At 59.5% G+C, this 20,071-nt stretch carries 18 protein-coding genes and 1 pseudogene; 10 read left to right on the top strand and 9 right to left on the bottom strand.

The genetic code is table 11. The annotated features are described in order from the left end of the window. The first annotated feature begins 102 nt into the window (after positions 1–102). The gene (locus KHO07_RS00625; protein ID WP_150734024.1) at positions 103–1,536 is read left to right on the top strand and encodes a PLP-dependent aminotransferase family protein; all 1,434 of its coding nucleotides are present in this window, start codon (positions 103–105) and stop codon (positions 1,534–1,536) included. 57 nt (positions 1,537–1,593) lie between these two features. Continuing rightward, positions 1,594–3,162 (top strand): phospholipase D family protein, encoded by a 1,569-nt coding sequence (locus KHO07_RS00620; RefSeq protein ID WP_150734023.1) that lies wholly within the window; start codon positions 1,594–1,596, stop codon positions 3,160–3,162. Here the strand turns inward: KHO07_RS00620 and KHO07_RS00615 are convergent. Beyond that, entirely contained in the window at positions 3,159–4,304 is a 1,146-nt protein-coding gene (locus KHO07_RS00615) for an MFS transporter (protein ID WP_150734022.1), read from the bottom strand. The genes KHO07_RS00620 and KHO07_RS00615 overlap by 4 nt on opposite strands. Positions 4,305–4,496: 192 nt before the next feature. Then, positions 4,497–5,990 (bottom strand): aldehyde dehydrogenase, encoded by a 1,494-nt coding sequence (locus tag KHO07_RS00610; RefSeq protein WP_150734020.1) that lies wholly within the window; start codon positions 5,988–5,990, stop codon positions 4,497–4,499. Positions 5,991–6,226: 236 nt separating this feature from the next. On the opposite strand from KHO07_RS00610, the gene KHO07_RS00605 reads away from it, so the two are divergent. Continuing rightward, positions 6,227–6,589 carry a cupin domain-containing protein gene (locus KHO07_RS00605; protein WP_150734019.1) on the top strand — a complete coding sequence of 121 codons (363 nt, stop codon included), beginning with the start codon at positions 6,227–6,229 and terminating at the stop codon, positions 6,587–6,589. Positions 6,590–6,766: 177 nt separating this feature from the next. Here the strand turns inward: KHO07_RS00605 and rpmG are convergent, their stop codons facing one another. Then, positions 6,767–6,922, bottom strand: a complete 156-nt coding sequence (gene rpmG / locus KHO07_RS00600) for a 50S ribosomal protein L33 (protein ID WP_007894709.1) — start codon at positions 6,920–6,922, stop codon at positions 6,767–6,769. A gap of 11 nt (positions 6,923–6,933) precedes the next feature. After that, positions 6,934–7,167 carry a 50S ribosomal protein L28 gene (rpmB, locus tag KHO07_RS00595; RefSeq protein ID WP_034147715.1) on the bottom strand — a complete coding sequence of 78 codons (234 nt, stop codon included), beginning with the start codon at positions 7,165–7,167 and terminating at the stop codon, positions 6,934–6,936. Positions 7,168–7,612: 445 nt separating this feature from the next. Here rpmB and KHO07_RS00590 point away from each other — a divergent pair, with 445 nt between their 5' ends. Beyond that, positions 7,613–9,199, top strand: a complete 1,587-nt coding sequence (locus tag KHO07_RS00590) for an ABC transporter substrate-binding protein (RefSeq protein WP_212626232.1) — start codon at positions 7,613–7,615, stop codon at positions 9,197–9,199. Between the two features lie 142 nt (positions 9,200–9,341). On the opposite strand, the gene radC is transcribed toward KHO07_RS00590, so the two are convergent. Then, a complete protein-coding gene (gene radC / locus KHO07_RS00585) occupies positions 9,342–10,016 on the bottom strand; it encodes a DNA repair protein RadC (RefSeq protein ID WP_150734017.1) in 675 nt (224 codons plus the stop codon). Between the two features lie 135 nt (positions 10,017–10,151). On the opposite strand from radC, the gene coaBC reads away from it, so the two are divergent. The 4 genes and pseudogenes from coaBC to argB all read left to right on the top strand — a co-directional run bounded on the left by coaBC (position 10,152) and on the right by argB (position 14,451). Beyond that, entirely contained in the window at positions 10,152–11,360 is a 1,209-nt protein-coding gene (gene coaBC / locus KHO07_RS00580) for a bifunctional phosphopantothenoylcysteine decarboxylase/phosphopantothenate--cysteine ligase CoaBC (protein WP_150734016.1), read from the top strand. Between the two features lie 5 nt (positions 11,361–11,365). Next, positions 11,366–11,821, top strand: coding sequence for a dUTP diphosphatase (gene dut / locus KHO07_RS00575; RefSeq protein ID WP_150734015.1), 456 nt, complete (start codon positions 11,366–11,368; stop codon positions 11,819–11,821). A 330-nt stretch (positions 11,822–12,151) separates the two neighbouring features. Next, positions 12,152–13,528: pseudogene (locus KHO07_RS00570) on the top strand (phosphomannomutase/phosphoglucomutase); the annotation flags it as partial. A gap of 17 nt (positions 13,529–13,545) precedes the next feature. Then, a complete protein-coding gene (gene argB, locus KHO07_RS00565) occupies positions 13,546–14,451 on the top strand; it encodes an acetylglutamate kinase (RefSeq protein ID WP_008047078.1) in 906 nt (301 codons plus the stop codon). Positions 14,452–14,670: 219 nt separating this feature from the next. On the opposite strand, the gene pyrE is transcribed toward argB, so the two are convergent. Then, the gene (gene pyrE / locus KHO07_RS00560; protein WP_212626230.1) at positions 14,671–15,315 is read right to left on the bottom strand and encodes an orotate phosphoribosyltransferase; all 645 of its coding nucleotides are present in this window, start codon (positions 15,313–15,315) and stop codon (positions 14,671–14,673) included. Between the two features lie 82 nt (positions 15,316–15,397). Here pyrE and KHO07_RS00555 point away from each other — a divergent pair, with 82 nt between their 5' ends. Continuing rightward, on the top strand, positions 15,398–16,177 hold the full coding sequence (locus tag KHO07_RS00555) for an exodeoxyribonuclease III (RefSeq protein WP_053163881.1): 780 nt from the start codon (positions 15,398–15,400) through the stop codon (positions 16,175–16,177). Positions 16,178–16,279: 102 nt separating this feature from the next. Here KHO07_RS00555 and gltS read toward each other — a convergent pair whose 3' ends face one another. The 3 genes from gltS to rph form a co-directional block, all read right to left on the bottom strand. Beyond that, positions 16,280–17,488, bottom strand: a complete 1,209-nt coding sequence (gltS, locus tag KHO07_RS00550; RefSeq protein WP_212626229.1) for a sodium/glutamate symporter — start codon at positions 17,486–17,488, stop codon at positions 16,280–16,282. Positions 17,489–17,813: 325 nt separating this feature from the next. Further along, positions 17,814–18,182 carry a DUF4870 domain-containing protein gene (locus KHO07_RS00545; RefSeq protein WP_212626228.1) on the bottom strand — a complete coding sequence of 123 codons (369 nt, stop codon included), beginning with the start codon at positions 18,180–18,182 and terminating at the stop codon, positions 17,814–17,816. A 28-nt stretch (positions 18,183–18,210) separates the two neighbouring features. Then, complete coding sequence (rph, locus tag KHO07_RS00540) at positions 18,211–18,933, bottom strand: ribonuclease PH (protein WP_150734011.1); 723 nt, start codon at positions 18,931–18,933, stop codon at positions 18,211–18,213. A 267-nt stretch (positions 18,934–19,200) separates the two neighbouring features. Here rph and KHO07_RS00535 point away from each other — a divergent pair, with 267 nt between their 5' ends. Then, positions 19,201–20,064: a YicC/YloC family endoribonuclease gene (locus KHO07_RS00535; protein WP_150734010.1), complete on the top strand. Its 864-nt coding sequence runs from the start codon at positions 19,201–19,203 to the stop codon at positions 20,062–20,064. Positions 20,065–20,071 lie beyond the last annotated feature (7 nt).

Below are 20,071 nucleotides of genomic sequence, written 5' to 3'. Positions count from 1 at the left end.
TTCTGTATTATCTCCATACAGATTTGCTGATTTTGGCTCTGAATCCCGTATTTTTGCTTCATCTGTACTGGTTAACCAAGTTACCCACATCGAGGCTGCGCCATGACCCTTTACGTCAATCTCGCTGAATTGCTCGGCACGCGTATCGAACAGGGCTTTTATCGCCCAGGTGATCGTTTGCCGTCGGTACGGGCGTTGAGCGTTGAACACGGGGTCAGCCTGAGCACCGTGCAGCAGGCGTACAGGGTGCTGGAAGACAGCGGGCTGGCCATGCCGAGGCCCAAGTCGGGGTACTTTGTGCCGGCCAGTCGCGAATTGCCGGAGTTGCCGGCGGTGGGTCGTCCGGCCCAGCGTCCTGTGGATATTTCGCAGTGGGATCAAGTGCTGGAACTGATTCGCGCGGTACCGCGCAAGGATGTGGTGCAGCTGGGACGCGGCATGCCGGACATCACTTCACCCACCATGAAGCCGCTATTGCGCGACCTTGCGCGAATCAGCCGGCGTCAGGACATGCCCGGCCTGTATTACGACAACATCCACGGCAACCTCGAACTGCGCGAACAAATCGCCCGCCTGATGCTCGATTCCGGCTGTCAGCTAAGCCCCGGCGAACTGGTGGTGACCACCGGTTGCCACGAAGCGCTGTCCACCAGCATCCGCGCCATCTGCGAGCCGGGAGACATCGTGGCCGTGGACTCGCCGAGCTTTCACGGCGCCATGCAAACCCTCAAGGGCCTGGGTATGAAAGCCCTGGAAATCCCCACCGACCCGCTCACGGGGATCAGTCTGGATGCTCTGGAACTGGCCTTGGAACAATGGCCGATCAAGGCCATACAGTTGACCCCGAACTGCAATAACCCGCTGGGCTACATCATGCCGGAGTCGCGCAAACGCTCGCTGCTGACGCTCGCACAGCGTTTCGATGTGGCAATCATCGAAGACGATGTGTATGGCGAACTGGCCTACACCTATCCGCGCCCACGCACGATCAAATCCTTCGACGAGGACGGTCGTGTCCTGCTGTGCAGTTCCTTTTCCAAAACCCTCGCGCCCGGCTTGCGCATCGGCTGGGTCGCGCCCGGACGATATCTGGAACGGGTGCTGCACATGAAATACATCAGCACCGGTTCCACGGCACCGCAGCCGCAAATTGCCATTGCCGAATTTCTCAAGGGCGGCCACTTCGAGCCGCATTTGCGGCGGATGCGCACGCAATACCAGCGTAATCGCGACATGATGATCGACTGGGTCAGCCGCTACTTCCCCGCAGGCACCCGCGCCAGCCGTCCGCAAGGCAGCTTCATGCTGTGGGTGGAACTGCCGGAAGGGTTCGACACGCTGAAACTGAATCGTGCCCTGCACGATCAGGGCGTACAGATTGCCGTCGGCAGTATCTTTTCCGCCTCAGGCAAATACCGCAATTGCCTGCGCATGAACTACGCTGCCAAACCAACGGCACAGATTGAAGAAGCCGTACGCAAAGTTGGCGCTGCCGCGATCAAGCTGCTGGCGGAGACCGACGGACTGACCGACTGACCTTTCTGCGAATATCAGCGTCCATATGCCAACTGCCGCCAACCGGAACGATCCCACGTGAGAGTCAAACAGCCCCTGCTTGCTCTTGTGTTACTCGCATTGTTCCTCGGCGGCTGCGCCAGCCTCGACGTACAGCGTGAACCGAGCCAGGCACTGCCGGCGAGCGGCTCGGCGTTTGGCCGTTCAGTCCAGGCCCAGGCCGCATCCTATGAAGGCAAATCGGGCTTTCGCTTGCTGTCCGACAGCACCGAGGCGTTTACCGCCCGTGCCGAATTGATCCGCAACGCCCAAAGCAGCCTCGATCTGCAGTACTACATCGTGCATGACGGCATCAGTACGCGAATGCTGGTGGAGGAACTGCTCAAGGCCGCTGACCGGGGCGTGCGTGTGCGGATCTTGCTCGACGACACCACCAGCGACGGCCTTGATCGCACCATCGCCACCCTCGCGGCGCATCCACACATCCAGATTCGCGTGTTCAACCCTTTGCATTTGGGGCGCAGCACCGGCGTCACGCGAACCATGGGCCGGCTGCTCAACCTTTCGCAGCAGCATCGGCGCATGCACAACAAGTTGTGGCTGGCCGACAACAGCATGGCCATCGTCGGCGGACGCAACCTGGGGGATGAGTACTTCGATGCCGAGCCCAATCTGAATTTCACCGACATCGACATACTGGGCGTCGGCCCGGTTGCCGAGCAGCTCGGACACAGTTTCGACCAGTACTGGAACAGCGCATTGAGCAAACCGATTGACGCGTTCGTCTCCAGCAAGCCGACTGCCGAGGATCTGCAAACTACCCGCACGCGCCTGGAAGAATCGCTGGAGGAATCCCGCAGGCAGAATCACGCGCTCTATCAGCAGTTGATGAAGTTCGCCACCGAACCGCGCCTGGATATCTGGCGCAAAGAGCTGATCTGGGCCTGGAACCAGGCTTTATGGGATGCGCCGAGCAAGGTGCTGGCCAAGGATGAGCCCGATCCGCAATTGCTGCTGACCACGCAATTGGCGCCAGAGCTCAATGGCGTCAGCAAAGAACTGATCATGGTGTCGGCTTACTTCGTGCCCGGCAAACCGGGGCTGGTGTTCCTCACGGGCCGCGCCGATGCCGGGGTGTCGGTGCGACTGCTGACCAACTCGCTGGAAGCCACGGATGTACCCGCGGTGCACGGCGGCTACGGGCCGTATCGCAAGGCGTTGCTGGAACACGGCGTGCAGCTTTTCGAGCTGCGCCGCCAGCCTGGCGATGAAGGCGGCAGCGGGCCTCGGCTGTTTTCCAGCCGGTCCTATGGCGAGTCCGCCTCGAGCCTGCACAGCAAAGCGATCATCTTCGACCAGAAGAAATCCTTCATCGGCTCTTTCAATTTCGACCCGCGCTCGGTGCTGTGGAACACCGAAGTCGGGGTGCTCGTGGACAGCCCCGAACTCGCGGCCCGAGTCCGCGAGCTCGCACTAGAGGGCATGGCACCCGCCCTCAGTTATCAGGTGAAACTGGAGAAAGACCAGGTGGTCTGGGTGACCGAAGACGACGGCAAAATGCACACCTTGACCAAGGAACCGGGCAGTTGGTGGCGGCGCTTCAATGCGTGGCTGAGTGACACAGTTGGCCTTGAGCGGATGCTCTAGGCCGGCTCCGCCACCGCACCAAATGCCCCTTGGCGCGAGACCACGATCAGCACACCCAACGCCCCTGCCGCCATCAACCACGGCAACGCGTGCCCGCTCACCCACTGACTCCCGGCACCGGCCAGCAACGGCCCGACCAGACACCCGATCCCCCACAACTGCGCGATGTGCGCATTGGCCCGAACGAGCGCGTCATCACGATAGCGCTCGCCGATCAGAATCAGCGACAAGGTAAACAACCCGCCGGCACTGGCACCGAACAGCACCCACAACGGCCAGATCAGCAGTGTGTCGATCAGCATCGGGATCGCCAGGCTCGACACCAGCAGCACCACCGCGCAACCGGTGAACAATGCCCGCCGCGACAGGCGATCGGCCAGCGCACCGATCGGCAATTGCAGTACAGCGTCACCGACCACCACCGTACTGACCATGGCCAGGGCGATTTCCGTGGTGAAGCCCTGGCGCAGGCAGTACACCGGCAGTAGCGTCAGGATCATCGCTTCGAATGCGGCGAACAGCGACACCGCCCAGGCAATTGCCGGCAGGCCACGACAGAACCCAAGCAGATCCCTGAACGTCACGCTGCTGGCCTCGCTGCTCGGCGCGCCGCTGCGGCCCAGCAACAGAAACGGTGCAGCCATCAGCAAGCCGACGCCGACCCAAAAGCCGTAATCGTGATCGGTCCCAATGAAACCCAGCAACACCGGCCCGGCCAGCTGACTTAACGCATAACTGCTGCCATACAACGCCACCAACCGCCCGCGCCATTGCTCGACCACCAGTTGGTTGATCCAGCTTTCACCGATGATGAAGACGAGGGTCAGGATCACCCCGATCATCAGCCGCAGCACCAGCCAGATCGGATAGCTCGGCAACAGCGCCAGCAAACCGATGGACACCGCACCGGCCCACAGGCATAGGCGCATCAGATTGGCGGTGCCAAGACGCGCCGCCAGATGACTGGAAATCTTCGCGCCCACCAGCACGCCAATGGCCGGCATGGCCGCCATCACACCGATGGCGAACGAGCCGTAACCCCAGCTTTCCAGGCGAAACGACACCAGCGGCATGCTGACGCCGAGGGCCAGGCCAACACTCAAGACAGACGCCAACACGGCGAAATACGTCGCCCAACGCATGCTCCACGCTCCTGTGGAAAATTATTGTTAGAGGCCACATTAAGCAAATGTGGGAGCGAGCCTGCTCGCGAATACGGTTTCACATTCAGCACATCGGCTGACTGATACACCGCTTTCGCGAGCAGGCTCGCTCCCACAGGGGATCTGCTTCGTCTGAAGGATCCGCTCTCGCGAACGGACCCTTCTAACGGCTTACAACTTGATCCAGGTCGCCTTCAGCTCGGTGTACTTGTCGAACGCGTGCAACGACTTGTCGCGGCCGTTGCCGGACTGCTTGAAGCCACCGAACGGTGCCGTCATGTCGCCACCATCGTACTGGTTGACCCACACGCTACCGGCACGCAATGCGCGTGCAGTCAGATGAGCTTTGGAGATGTCCGAAGTCCACACCGCAGCGGCCAGGCCATAAGGCGTGTCGTTGGCGATCGCCACGGCTTCCTCGGCGCTGTCGAAGGTGATGACCGACAACACTGGCCCGAAGATTTCTTCCTGGGCGATTTTCATCGCGTTGCTCACACCGTCGAAAATCGTCGGCTCGACGTAAGTGCCGCCCGTTTCCTGCAGGATGCGCTTGCCGCCCGCGACCAGTTTGGCGCCGTCGCTGTGACCCGACTCGATGTAAGACAACACGGTGTTCATCTGCTGGGTATCCACCAGCGCACCGACGTTGGTCGCCGGGTCCAGCGGGTTGCCCGGCTTCCAGGTTTTCAGCGCCTCGATCACCAGCGGCAGGAATTTGTCCTTGATCGAACGTTCCACCAACAGGCGCGAACCGGCGGTGCAGACTTCGCCCTGGTTGAACGCGATGGCGCCGGCAGCGGCTTCGGCAGCCTCTTGCAGGTTCGGCGCATCGGCGAACACGATGTTCGGGCTCTTGCCGCCAGCTTCGAGCCAGACGCGTTTCATGTTCGATTCGCCGGAGTAGATCAGCAGTTGCTTGGCGATCTTGGTCGAACCGGTGAACACCAGAGTGTCGACATCGTTATGCAGAGCCAGCGCCTTGCCGACGGTGTGACCATAGCCTGGCAGCACGTTCAGCACGCCTTTCGGAATGCCGGCTTCAACGGCCAGGGCCGCGATGCGGATGGCGGTCAGTGGCGATTTTTCCGACGGCTTGAGGATCACCGAGTTACCGGTGGACAGCGCCGGGCCGAGTTTCCAGCACGCCATCATCAGCGGGAAGTTCCACGGCACGATGGCGCCGACCACGCCGACTGGCTCGCGCGTGACCAGGCCCAGCTGATCGTGCGGGGTAGCCGCCACTTCGTCGTAGATCTTGTCGATGGCTTCGCCGCTCCAGCTCAGGGCTTGCGCCGCGCCGGGAACGTCAATGTACAGGGAGTCGCTGATCGGCTTGCCCATGTCCAGGGTTTCAAGCAGGGCCAGCTCTTCGGCGTGCTGTTTCAGCAAGCCGGCAAAACGAATCATGGTGGCTTTGCGCTTGGTCGGCGCCAGGCGCGACCAGACACCGGAATTGAAAGTGGCGCGGGCGTTTTCAACAGCGCGCTGGGCGTCGGCGGCATCACAGCTGGCAATCTTGCCCAGCAGACGACCATCGACCGGGCTGATGCACTCGAACGTCTCGGCGGAGACGGCATCGGTGTACTCGCCATTGATGTAGGCGCGGCCTTCGACTTTCAGGTCTTTGGCGCGCTGTTCCCAGTCGGCACGAGTCAGGGTGGTCATGCGAGTGTCCTCCTCTTATTGAATACGACACCCGCGTTCTTCGCGGGCGCTGTCAGGAATTCTGCCCGGCCAGCCTGCTTTTCGGCTCAAGGCACCCGCCACCCTAAACCAGCCAGCCCTCATGTTTCAATATATTTGACATAAGGCCGGAAAACGGCCTTGCGATGTTCATTTTAATAAACATAGACTTTGGGACTTTCAACCACTCGCGTCGCATTCACGGGGGATTTACAACAATGAGCATCCAGAACATCGTCGATTTCAGCCAGGCCACCACCGAGCCTGAGCGCTACCGTCCAGACCCGGCCAAAGTCCTCAAGGGCGATCCCGAACAAGTGGTGTACAACCACTTCAACAGCCCTTGCGGCCAGTTGAATGCCGGTGTCTGGGAAGGTGCCGTCGGCCAATGGCTGGTGAATTTCACCGAACATGAATACTGCGAAATCGTCCAGGGTGTTTCCGTCCTCCGCGACAACGACGGCAATAGCAAAACCGTTCGCGCGGGTGATCGCTTCGTCATCCCGGCCGGTTTCCGCGGCACTTGGGAAGTGCTGGAGACGTGCCGCAAGATCTATGTGGCGTTTGAACAGAAGGCCTGAAGATTTGTGTTGTCTGGGCTGACGCTTTCGCGAGCAGGCTCGCTCCCACAGTTGTCGCATTCCAATGTGAGAGAGCCTGCTCCCGAAGGGGCCGAGCCGGCCGACGCAAAACCATCAGGCAACAAAAAAGGCCCGTATCTCGCGATACGGGCCTTTTTCGTAAGAGGGAAAAATCAATTACTTGATTTTGCCTTCCTTGTAGATCACGTGCTTGCGAACAACCGGATCAAATTTCTTGATCTCGATTTTGTCCGGAGTAGTACGCTTGTTCTTGTCGGTAGTGTAGAAGTGACCAGTACCGGCGCTCGAAATCAAACGAATCAATTCACGCATGATTAGCTCCCTTAGATCTTGCCGGCTTTGCGGATTTCGGCCAGCACGGCAGTGATGCCACGCTTGTCGATGATACGCATGCCTTTGGCAGATACGCGCAGACGCACGAAACGTTTCTCTTCTTCAACCCAGAAGCGGTGATGCTGCAGGTTCGGCAGGAAACGACGACGGGTTTTGTTGTTTGCGTGGGAAATGTTATTCCCGGTTACCGGACCCTTACCGGTAACTTGACATACTCTAGACATGCCTCAGCCCTCTAAAACCACATGCCCAACCCGGCATGGGTTGGCCGCTTAATCTCTCAGTCATTTGGCGCCAGGCGCCGCGTTTCTTTAGAGGTCTTACCGGCTACACCTACAGTGAAGGAACCGGGCCCCTAGAAAAGAGCGCTGCTTTATACCAGAAAGACTAGAGAGCAACAACATTCGCTGTGCCTTGAATGGATAAAAACCCCACTTTTCGCGCGCCAGGCGCTTTGGATAAAGGCTGTCGTCGATTCTGACCGCTCGTCGCAGAGAAACGTCCGACTCGCCGTTCCGAGGGTTTCTCAGCCAAGGCTCATTCAAATCAGGCGCCTATAGTCCCCTCAAAATGAAAAAGGGGATAGTCATTTGCAAAAGAGCCCACTAGGGTAGGCCTTTTCCAGACTGCACTTGCAGATGGGCCTTCGATCTGTAAAGGAATCCGACCATGCGCCTCGCTGCCCTACCGCTGTTGCTTGCCCCTCTGTTGCTGAGCCCACTGGCCCAGGCCGCCGCCCTGAGCGTCTGCACCGAGGCCAGCCCCGAAGGGTTCGACGTGGTGCAATACAATTCGTTGACCACCACCAACGCCTCGGCTGATGTGCTGATGAACCGTTTGGTGGACTTCGACACCACCAGCGGCAAAGTGGTCGCCAGCCTCGCCGACAGCTGGGAAGTCAGCCCCGATGGCCTGGTCTACCTCTTCAAATTGCACCCGCAGGTGAAATTTCACCGCACGGAGTATTTCAGCCCGACCCGCGAACTCACCGCCGAGGACGTGAAATTCAGCTTCGACCGCATGCTCGACCCGGCCAACCCGTGGCACAAAGTCGCCCAGAGCGGCTTCCCGCATGCGCAATCGATGCAACTGCCGGCACTGATCAAGAAAATCGACGCCCTCGACCCGCTGACCGTGCGTTTCACCCTCGACCACCCGGATTCGACGTTCCTGCCGACCCTGAGCATGGGCTTCGCCTCGATCTACTCGGCCGAATACGCTGACAAACTACTCAAAGCCGGGACTCCGGAAAAACTCAACAATCAGCCCATCGGTACCGGCCCGTTTGTCTTCACCCGCTTCCAGAAAGACGCGTCTATCCGCTACAAGGCCAACGCTGACTATTTCCGTGGCAAGCCTTCGGTCGATCCGCTGATCTTCGCCATCACTCCGGACGCCAACGTGCGCTTGCAGAAACTGCGCCGCAACGAGTGCCAGATTGCCTTGTCGCCCAAGCCGCTGGACGTACAAGCCGCGCTGAAAGAGCCAACGCTTAAAGTGGAAAAGACTGACGCCTTCATGACCGCGTTCGTCGCCCTCAACAGCCAGCACCCGCCGCTGGACAAACCTGAAGTGCGCCAGGCGATCAACCTCGCCTTCGACAAGGCCAACTATGTCAAAGCCGTGTTCGAAGACACCGCAGAACCCGCCAGCGGCCCTTACCCGCCCAACACCTGGAGTTACGCCAAGGGCCTGCCGGGCTATCCCCATGATGTCGCGAAAGCCAAGACATTGATGGCCAAGGCCGGGCTCAAGGACGGTTTCCAGACAACCATCTGGACACGCCCGTCGGGCAGCCTGCTGAACCCAAATCCGAGCCTGGGCGCCCAGTTACTGCAATCTGATCTCGCGGAAATCGGTATTCAGGCCGAAATCCGGGTGATCGAATGGGGCGAGCTGATCCGCCGCGCCAAGGCCGGTGAGCACGACATCCTGTTCATGGGTTGGGCCGGCGACAACGGCGATCCGGACAACTTCCTCACGCCGCAGTTTTCCTGCGCGGCGGTCAAGTCCGGCACCAACTTCGCGCGCTACTGCAACCAGGATCTGGACAAGCTGATCAGCGCCGGCAAGACCACCGGCGAGCAAGGTGTGCGCACCAAGCTCTACGAACAGGCGCAGACGCAGATCCAACAGCAGGCACTGTGGCTGCCGCTGGCGCATCCGACGGCCTTCGCGCTGACGCGTAAAAACGTCGATGGCTACTCGGTCAGTCCGTTTGGCCGTCAGGATTACTCGAAGGTCAACCTCAAGTAGAAACCATGGGAGCGGTTTTTGTGGCGAGGGAGCTTGGTCCCGCTTGAGTGCGCAGCGCTCACAACATCGTTGGGGCCGCTACGCAGCCCCGCGGGAGCAAGCTCCCTCGCCACAGAAGCTCGCGCCCAGCGCACCGCCCCCGCTACATCCACCCGTACTCGGCCATCGAAAGCGGATCACCGTCACCGATGATGAAATGGTCGAGCACTCGTACATCGATCAATTCCAGCGCCTCTTGCAGGCGCTTGGTCAAGACCCGATCCGCCTGACTGGGGGCCGTGTTTCCCGATGGGTGGTTGTGGCAGAGGATCAACGCCGCTGCGTTGTTTGCCAGCGCACGCTTGACCACCTCCCGCGGATGCACACTGGTGTTGTCGATGGAGCCGCGAAACAGCGCTTCGAAGCCCAGCACCTGATGCCTGGAGTCCAGAAACAGGCAGCCAAACACTTCGTGCGGCTCGTGGCGCAACATCGATTTCAGGTATTCGCGAACGGCATGCGGGCTTTCCAGTGCCGGTTTTTGCCGTGCACGCTCGGCCAAGTGGCGCCTGCTCATTTCCTGCGCTGCCTGCAACTGAGCGAATTTCGCGGGCCCAAGCCCCAAGTGCAAGCTGAACGTGGCCAGATCGGCCTCGAGCAGTGAGCGCAGACTGCCAAACTGACTCAACAGATGCCGCGACAGATCCACCGCGCTTTTGCCGGACACGCCGGTTCGTAGAAAAATCGCCAGCAACTCGGCATCTGAAAGACTCGACGCACCCAGCGTCAGTAACCTCTCCCGCGGCCGCTCAGCCGCCGGCCAATCACGAATACTCATAGCACCTCCCTGTCTGTGGGCGCCGCTGTTCCGTAGCGGTCGCTGTGATATCGTAGCCCATCTTTTTTGCGGGCGAATTCACTCCTGGGGAGGGGGTTTCGCAACGCAGTCATCAACGAATTGAAAGGCAGGCCTATGCAGCGGCTGTATCGGAAACGCATTGTTCTGGGCGTCGGCGGCGGCATTGCTGCCTACAAGAGCGCCGACCTGGTTCGCCGCCTGATGGACCAAGGCGCCGAAGTACGCGTGGTCATGACCCGCGGCGGCGCCGAATTCATTACCCCGCTGACCATGCAGGCACTGTCCGGGCACCCTGTGCACCTGGATTTGCTGGACCCGGCGGCCGAAGCCGCGATGGGCCACATCGAACTGGCGAAATGGGCCGATCTGGTACTGATCGCCCCTGCCACCGCGGACTTGATCGCGCGTCTGGCCCAAGGCATCGCCGATGACCTGCTGACCACGCTGGTATTGGCCACAGACGCCGTCGTCGCCGTTGCCCCGGCGATGAACCAGGCCATGTGGCGCGACCCCGCGACCCAGGCCAACCTGCAGACCCTCGAAAGCCGTGAGATCAAGGTCTTCGGCCCGGCCTCCGGCAGCCAGGCCTGTGGCGACGTGGGCCTTGGGCGCATGCTCGAAGCCACCGACCTCGCACTGCTCGCCGCCGATTGCTTCCAGCGTCAGGCGCTGACCGGCAAACACGTGGTAATTACCGCAGGCCCCACTCAGGAAAACATCGACCCGGTGCGCTACATCACCAACCACAGTTCCGGCAAAATGGGCTTCGCCCTGGCCGAGGCCGCGGTAGAAGCCGGCGCCCGAGTCACCCTGATCAGTGGTCCCGTGCACCTGCCGACACCGGACCGGGTCACGCGCATCGACGTGGTCAGCGCCCGCGACATGCTCGCCGCTTGCGAAGCCGCGATTCCGTGCGACATTTTCATCGCTTCGGCTGCGGTTGCGGATTACCGCCCGGAAGTCGTTGCCCCACAAAAACTCAAGAAAGACCCTACAAGCGGCGACGGTTTTGTCCTGCAAATGGTCCGTAACCCGGACATTCTGGCCAGCATCGCCACACGCCCCGATCGTCCGTTCAGTGTCGGTTTCGCCGCCGAAACCGAACACCTGCTCGATTACGCCGCCCGCAAGCTGAAAGACAAGAATCTCGATTTGATCGTCGCCAACGACGTCGCCAACCCGAGCATCGGCTTCAACAGCGAAGAAAACGCCTGCAGCGTGATCGACCGCGAGCTTCACGCCACACTTTTCGCCCAGACCAGCAAGAGCAAAATTGCTCGCCAGCTGATCACTTTTATCGCCGAACGTCTGAACCAGGTTTAATTTACATGCACGCTTTGCAAGCCAAGATCCTCGACCCTCGCATCGGTACCGAATTCCCGCTGCCGCAATACGCCACGCCAGGCTCCGCCGGCCTCGACCTGCGCGCCATGCTGCAACAGGACACCGTGATCAAACCGGGTGAAACCGTGCTGATCCCTACCGGCCTGTCGGTCTACATCGGCGACCCGAACCTCGCTGCGCTGATCCTGCCACGCTCGGGCATGGGCCATAAGCACGGCATCGTGCTCGGCAATCTGGTCGGCCTGATCGACTCCGATTACCAAGGGCCATTGATGGTCTCCTGCTGGAACCGCGGCCAGACTGAATTCACCATGCCGGTCGGCGAGCGCCTGGCGCAACTGGTGCTGGTGCCGGTGGTGCAGGCGCATTTCGAAATGGTTGAAGAGTTTGTGGAAACCGAGCGCGGCACGGGCGGTTTCGGCCATACCGGCAGTCACTGATCGGAAGATGACGTCCTTGTGGCGAGGGAGCTTGCTCCCGCTTGAGTGCGCAGCACTCACAAAAATCGGGGCCGCTACGCAGCCCAGCGGGAGCAAGCTCCCTCGCCACAAATTGCGAAGACGTCATCTGGAAGGTTTATCACTGAAAATCAGGACATTGGCTGGCCAAACACTTGCTTACCTGGATGGCATGGCCCTTTCACACCACGAACTCTCTGTGGAAATCGCCGTCATACCCTTCAGTTTGAGCCGACCGCCATATGTATCGGCGGCCTGTCCAGCCACTTTCGAGATGGAGCATTGCTACAGATGAGCACCCCCGCCCGCGTCGCCCCCAAGTTTCCCGACAGCATTTTCCGCGCCTATGACATTCGCGGCACCGTCCCCGAATTCCTGAACGCAGAAACGGCTTATTGGCTCGGTCGCGCCATCGGCGCCCAGAGCCTGGCCCAGAATGAACCCAACGTTTCTGTTGGCCGCGACGGCCGTCTGTCCGGCCCGGAGCTGGTTGAACAATTGATTCAAGGCCTGGCCGACAGTGGCTGCCACGTCAGCGATGTCGGCCTGGTGCCGACGCCTGCGCTGTACTACGCCGCCAACGTTCTGGCCGGCAAATCCGGCGTGATGCTGACCGGCAGCCACAACCCGTCGAACTACAACGGTTTCAAAATCGTGATCGCCGGCGACACCCTGGCCAACGAACAGATCCAGGCCCTGCACGACCGCCTCAAGACCAACAACCTGAGCAGCGGCCAGGGCAGCATCACCAAAGTCGAGATCCTCGACCGCTACACCACCGAAATCGTCCAGGACATCAAGCTGGCCCGACGCTTGAAAGTGGTCGTGGACTGCGGCAACGGCGCAGCCGGCGTCATCGCCCCGCAACTGATCGAAGCGCTGAACTGCGAAGTGATCCCGCTGTTCTGCGAAGTCGACGGCAGTTTTCCGAACCACCACCCGGATCCGGGCAAGCCTGAAAACCTCATCGACCTGATCGCCAAGGTCAAGGAAACCAACGCCGACATCGGCCTGGCCTTCGACGGCGATGGCGACCGCGTGGGCGTTGTGACCAACACCGGCAGCATCGTCTTCCCGGACCGCCTGCTGATGCTGTTCGCCCGCGACGTCGTGGCGCGCAACCCGAATGCGGAAATCATCTTTGACGTCAAATGCACCCGCCGCCTGATCCCGCTGATCAAGGAATACGGTGGTCGTCCGCTAATGTGGAAGACGGGGCATTCGTTGATCAAAAAGAAAATGAAACAATCCGGCGCCCTGTTGGCCGGCGAAATGAGCGGGCACATCTTCTTCAAGGAGCGCTGGTTCGGTTTCGACGACGGCATTTACAGCGCCGCGCGGTTGCTGGAGATCCTCAGCAAGGAAAAATCCTCGGCCGAAGAGCTGTTCGCGACCTTCCCGAACGATATTTCTACGCCGGAAATCAATATCCATGTGACCGAAGAGAGCAAATTCAGCATCATTGATGCATTGCACGACGCGCAGTGGGGCGAAGGCGCTGACCTGACCACCATCGACGGCGTGCGAGTCGACTATGCCAAAGGCTGGGGCCTGGTTCGCGCCTCCAACACCACACCGGTGCTGGTCCTGCGTTTCGAGGCCGATGACGAGGCTGAATTGCAACGCATCAAGGACGTTTTCCACGCCCAGCTGAAGCGTGTTGCACCTGATCTCCAACTACCGTTCTGATTCACCCGGAGCCCTGAATGACCCTCGAACGCGAAGCCGCCGCCAACACCGCCAAGGTCCTGTCCGAAGCGCTGCCTTACATTCGCCGCTATGTCGGCAAGACGCTGGTGATCAAATACGGCGGCAACGCGATGGAAAGCGAGGAGCTGAAAACCGGCTTCGCCCGCGACATCGTGCTGATGAAAGCCGTGGGCATCAACCCGGTGGTCGTTCACGGCGGCGGCCCGCAAATCGGTGACCTGCTCAAACGCCTGTCGATCGAGAGCCATTTCGTCGACGGCATGCGCGTTACCGACGCCGCGACCATGGACGTGGTGGAAATGGTCCTCGGTGGCCAGGTCAACAAGGACATCGTCAACCTGATCAACCGTCATGGCGGCAGCGCCATCGGCCTGACCGGTAAAGACGCCGAGCTGATTCGCGCGAAGAAGCTCACCGTCACCCGCCAGACGCCGGAGATGACCACACCGGAAATCATCGACATCGGCCATGTAGGCGAAGTCGTCGGCATCAACACTGACCTGCTCAACCTGCTGGTCAAAGGCGATTTCATTCCGGTGATCGCGCCAATCGGTGTCGGCGCCAACGGCGAGTCGTACAACATCAACGCGGACCTGGTGGCCGGTAAAGTCGCCGAGGCGTTGAAAGCCGAAAAACTGATGCTGCTGACCAACATTGCCGGCCTGATGGACAAGTCGGGCACGGTCCTGACCGGCCTGACGACCCAGCAAGTCGACGATCTGATCGCCGACGGCACCATCTACGGCGGCATGCTGCCGAAGATCCGCTGCGCGCTGGAAGCGGTTCAGGGCGGCGTGGGTAGCTCGCTGATCATCGACGGTCGCGTTCCGAATGCGATCCTGCTGGAAATCTTCACCGATACCGGCGTCGGCACCTTGATCAGCAATCGCAAGCGTCCGTAAGCAATAGCGCACACAAAAAGACCCCGCTCAGCCTGGCTGAGCGGGGTCTTTTTTATCTGCGATCCTTGTAAACAAATGCCTTCCTGTGGCGAGGGAGCTTGCTCCTGTTGGGTGGCGAAGCCACCCCGGAACGTTGCGGTCCAACGGATGAACCGAGTTGAAGTGTCTCGGGAGCAAGCTCCCTCGTCACAAAAGCTCGCCCTCACAAAGGGATTTGCATCAAACGCCGAATTGGGCGCGGTAGGCTTCTACGGCGGGCAAGTGCTGTTTGAGCTGCGGATCGTCGGCCAGGAACTCCAGTACCTGATTCAGCGAAACAATGCTGATCACCGGAATGCCGAAATCACGCTCGACTTCCTGGATCGCCGACAACTCACCGTTGCCGCGCTCCTGACGGTTCAGGGCGATCAGCACGCCGGCGGCCTTGGCGGCGTCCTGGGAGGCGATGATCTGCATCACCTCACGGATCGCGGTACCGGCGGTGATGACGTCGTCGATAATCAGCACTTCACCGGTCAACGGTGCGCCGACCAGACTGCCGCCTTCGCCGTGGGCCTTGGCTTCCTTGCGGTTGAAACACCATGGCAGGTCACGGTTGTGATGCTCGGCCAATGCCACGGCAGTGGTTGCCGCCAAAGGAATGCCTTTGTAGGCCGGACCGAACAGAACGTCGAAAGAAATACCGCTTTCGACAATGGCAGCGGCGTAGAAACGACCCAGCTGCGCCAGGGCGGAACCCGAGTTGAACAGGCCCGCATTGAAGAAGTAAGGACTGGTACGCCCGGACTTCAGGGTGAACTCACCGAAGCGCAAAACGCCGCGATCGATGGCAAAACGAATGAAATCGCGCTGATACGCTTGCATGAAAAAAACCCCAAATACCACGGATTTAGCTAATTAGCTTGACGCCGTGTATCATACACGCACGCGATTTTTGGGGCCATTTATGCGGATCATCAGTGTGAACGTCAATGGTATTCAGGCTGCAGTCGAGCGAGGTTTGCTCAGTTGGCTGCAGGCACAGAATGCCGACGTCATCTGCCTGCAGGACACCCGTGCCTCCGCCTTTGAACTGGACGATCCAGCCTTCCAACTGGATGGATACTTCCTTTATGCCTGCGACGCCGAAGTCCCCGCCCAAGGTGGTGTGGCTTTGTATTCGCGGTTGCAACCGAAGGCTGTCATCAGCGGTCTCGGTTTCGAGACGGCCGACCGCTACGGGCGCTACCTGCAAGCCGATTTCGACAAAGTCAGTATTGCAACCTTGCTGCTTCCATCCGGTATGAACGGCGATGAAGACTTGAACCAGAAATTCAAGCTCATGGATGACTTCGCCAAGTACCTGGACAAGCAACGGCGCAAACGCCGCGAGTACATTTATTGTGGCTCGCTGTACGTGGCGCAACAGAAGCTGGACATCAAGAACTGGCGCGACAGCCAGCAATCTCCGGGCTTCCTGGCGCCTGAACGCGCCTGGATGGACGAGATTGTCGGCAACATGGGTTATGTAGACGCCCTGCGCGAAGTCAGCCGTGAAGGCGACCAGTACAGCTGGTGGCCGGATAACGAGCAGGCCGAGATGCTCAACCTCGGCTGGCGCTTCGACTACCAGCTGCTGACCCCGGGCTTGCGCCGCTTCGTACGCAGCGCACGCCTGCCACGTCAGCCGCGGTTCTCGCAGCATGCGCCGCTGATCGTGGACTACGATTGGACGCTGACAATCTAAAGGCTTGTCGCTGATAGAGAAGTTCGACGTTGTTCGAACATGAAAAATGCCCGTATCGGAAGATACGGGCATTTTTTTGAGCCGGCTTAAGTGAGCTGAATTTCAAGCCGCGCCGAAAAGCGGCATCGCCAAATACAACTTGATGACAATGACATTAACAATGTCGATGAAGAAAGCGCCCACCATCGGCACTACCAGAAACGCAATCTGCGACGGCCCGTAGCGCTGTGTCACCGCTTGCATGTTGGCGATGGCCGTTGGCGTGGCACCCAATCCAAAGCCGCAATGTCCCGCCGCCAGCACTGCAGCGTCGTAGTTGCTGCCCATGATTCTAAATGTCACGAATATTGCAAACAGTGCCATGACCAGCGTTTGCGCGGCCAGAATAATGAAGATCGGCAAAGCCAGTGCCGCCAGATCCCACAATTTGAGCGACATCAGCGCAATCGCCAGAAACAGCGACAAACTGACGTTCCCCAATACAGAGACTTCGCGCTCAAACACTTGATACAAGCCAAATGCAGAAAGTCCGTTGCGCAAGATCACACCCACGAACAAGACACATACAAACGTCGGCAACTCAAATGCCGTTTCGCGGAGCATGCCATTGAGGAGATTGCCCGCCAACAAACTCACGGCGATCAGTGCGAGTGTCTCGATAAACGAAAATGGCGTAATCGAACGCTCTTTGTTCGGCTGCTCAAAACCCTTTGGCACCCGCGGCTTTTCCTGTCCATTGCAGCCGGGCACATGAGTACGCTTGATAAGCAGGCGAGCAACCGGCCCACCGATCAAACCACCCAGCACCAGTCCAAACGTCGCAGAGGCCATGGCTAGCTCCGAGGCGGAAGCCAGACCGTACTTCTCACTGAAGGTCGCGCCCCACGCAGCACCCGTGCCGTGACCACCTGCCAACGTCACCGAACCTGTCAGCAAGCCCATCAGCGGATCGAGGCCCAACGCCGTCGCGAGCCCGATACCCATGGCGTTCTGGACCACCAGCAGCCCGGTCACCGCCAACAGGAAAATCCCCACTACGCGCCCGCCTTTTTTCAGGCTGGCGAAGTCTGCACTCAAGCCAATGGTGGCGAAAAATGTCAACATCAATGGAGTTTGTAGCGAGGTATCAAACCGGACTTCCATATCGAGCAATCTCAATATCAAAAGAACCAAGGCAACCAACAGGCCACCCGCTACAGGTTCAGGGATATTGTAAGCGCGTAAAAATCCGACACGTGTGACAAGTCCGCGACCTAATAACAGTACTAAGGAAGCGGCGACAAGGGTTCCGTAAAAATCGAGCTGAATCATTGGTCATTCTTGGCTATTCATTCAGGGGCGAACTATTTACCTGGACACGCCTCATGAACAGGTTGATTGTTTTCAACGCTGATTATGGTTACTTTCAGGGTCCGTCAATGGACTGAATATATCGAAATATTTCTGATAAATATTACTTGGGGCAACTTTAACAATCGCCAAGTCTCGTTGCCAAGGATATGGATAGAACTTCGGCCCTGCAGTTGTGACTAAAGGTGTAAGGAAGTAAGTACAAGTTACTGCCGAAATTATTTGATAATAAAAATACAAATGCCCCGACAAGCGGGGCATTTTCATTAACCAGAGGCGTACCGACTTACTTGATCAATCGCCACGTGAACGGATATCGATACGGAAAGCCCTCGTTAGCCTTCACGCCGGCAATAATCGTCAGCACCAACGCCCCAATCGCCACCAGACCAAACAGGAAGAACCCGACAATCACCACCATCAGCAGCAAGCAAATGGTGGAAGCAATGGCGACGGTGATCTGAAAGTTCAGCGCTTCCTTGCCTTGCGCATCGACGAACGGATCCATCTCACGCTTCAGCTGCCAGAGAATCAACGGCCCGATCAGGGTACCGAACGGAATCCAGATCCCGAGCAAGGCGGACAAGTGACAAAACATGGCCCATTGGCGAACCTCACGGCTCGGCGTGGGAAGTGGCAGCTGCTCATCACTCATAACGTCCTCCTTGCGTGGAACAATCCGGTCAGTCAGCCAGCGCAGCCTTTTGCAGATCGAAGATTTCGTTCATGCCTTGCTTGGCCAATTCCAGCATGGCGTTCAGCTCTTCCGGCTGGAACGGTGCGCCTTCGGCGGTGCCCTGGACTTCGATGAAACCGCCCGTGCTGGTCATCACTACGTTCAGGTCGGTCTCGGCTGCCGAGTCTTCCAGGTAATCGAGGTCGAGCACCGGCTCGCCCTGGTACATGCCCACCGACACAGCGGCGATCATTTGCTTGAGCGGGTCGCCGCCTTTCAGGCCGCCGCGCTTCTTGATGACTTTCAAGGCGTCAACCAGCGCAACCATGGCGCCGGTGATGGACGCAGTGCGGGTGCCGCCGTCAGCCTGGATCACGTCGCAGTCGACGTACAGGGTGACGTCGCCCAGCTTGGACATGTCCAGCGCAGCGCGCAGGGAGCGGCCGATCAGGCGCTGGATTTCCAGGGTGCGGCCGCCTTGCTTGCCGCGGCTCGCTTCACGCTGGTTACGCTCACCGGTAGCGCGCGGCAGCATGCCGTACTCGGCGGTCAACCAACCCTGGCCCTGGCCCTTGAGGAAACGCGGCACGCCGTTTTCAACGCTGACGGTGCAGATGACTTTGGTATCACCGAACTCGACCAGTACAGATCCCTCGGCGTGTTTGGTGTAGTTGCGGGTAATGCGGATCGAGCGGAGCTGATCGGCAGCGCGACCACTTGGACGTTTCATAAGGGATACCTGTACGGGGACGGAAAACTGCGGAGCATTATAGAGCTGCCAGCCACGACTGGGCACTTCTAAAAAAATCCTCGGACGAGCGAAGGCTCTGAACGGCCCGTGCCCGACGACCTGTAGCCGTTTGTCACTCCGTGTGTTTGGGCGCATTGTCGCCACTGCGCTACAATCCTGCGCCTTTGCTGCCAGTCGGCTTTAATTCATTGATATCGGATTGCCGGAATGCCAGTTCCGCGCCGATTTGCATTGCGAGGTACCTCCATGGTGCACAGCATGACCGCCTTCGCCCGCGTCGAAAGCGCCGGCGTCCAGGGCACCCTGAGCTGGGAACTGCGCTCGGTCAACAGCCGCTACCTGGAACCCCACCTGCGCCTGCCAGAGTCCTTTCGCGACCTCGAAGGCGCCGTCCGTGAAGCCCTGCGGCAAGGTGTGTCCCGGGGCAAACTCGAATGCACCCTGCGCTTCACCGAAGAAAACACCGGCAAATCTTTGCAGGTTGATCAGGCGCGCGCCGCGCAGCTGGTGGCGGCCGCCGAGACCATTGCCGGCCTGATCAAGAACCCGGCAGCGCTGAATCCGCTGGAAGTCCTGGCCTGGCCCGGCGTGCTGGTGGGCGATGCCACCGACCCGCAAGCCTTGAATGCCGAGGCGCTGGCGCTGTTCAACCAGGGCCTCAAAGAGCTGAAGGCCGGCCGCGAGCGCGAAGGCGCGGAGCTGGCACGGTTGATCAACGAACGCCTGACATCCATTGAAGAAGACGTGGTGACCTTGCGCGAGCTGGTTCCGCAGATGCTCGCCGCCCAGCGCCAGAAAGTGCTCGACCGTTTCGCCGACATGAAGGCCGACATGGACCCGCAGCGCCTGGAGCAGGAAATGGTCATGCTCGCGCAAAAAAGCGACGTCGCCGAAGAACTGGATCGCCTGAGCACTCATATCATTGAAGTTCGCCGGGTACTCAAGTCCGGCGGCGCTGCCGGGCGGCGCCTGGACTTCCTGATGCAGGAGCTCAACCGCGAAGCCAATACACTGGGCTCCAAAGCCTTCGACCCGCGCAGCACCCAGGCTGCGGTCAACCTCAAGGTGTTGATCGAGCAGATGCGCGAACAAGTGCAGAATATTGAGTAAGGCAACC

Origin of the sequence: Pseudomonas sp. PP3 (assembly GCF_905336995.1) — a bacterium.
Lineage (GTDB): Bacteria > Pseudomonadota > Gammaproteobacteria > Pseudomonadales > Pseudomonadaceae > Aquipseudomonas > Aquipseudomonas reinekei.
Note: the sequence above shows the minus strand (reverse complement) of the source record. Positions and strands in the feature narration are given on the sequence as shown.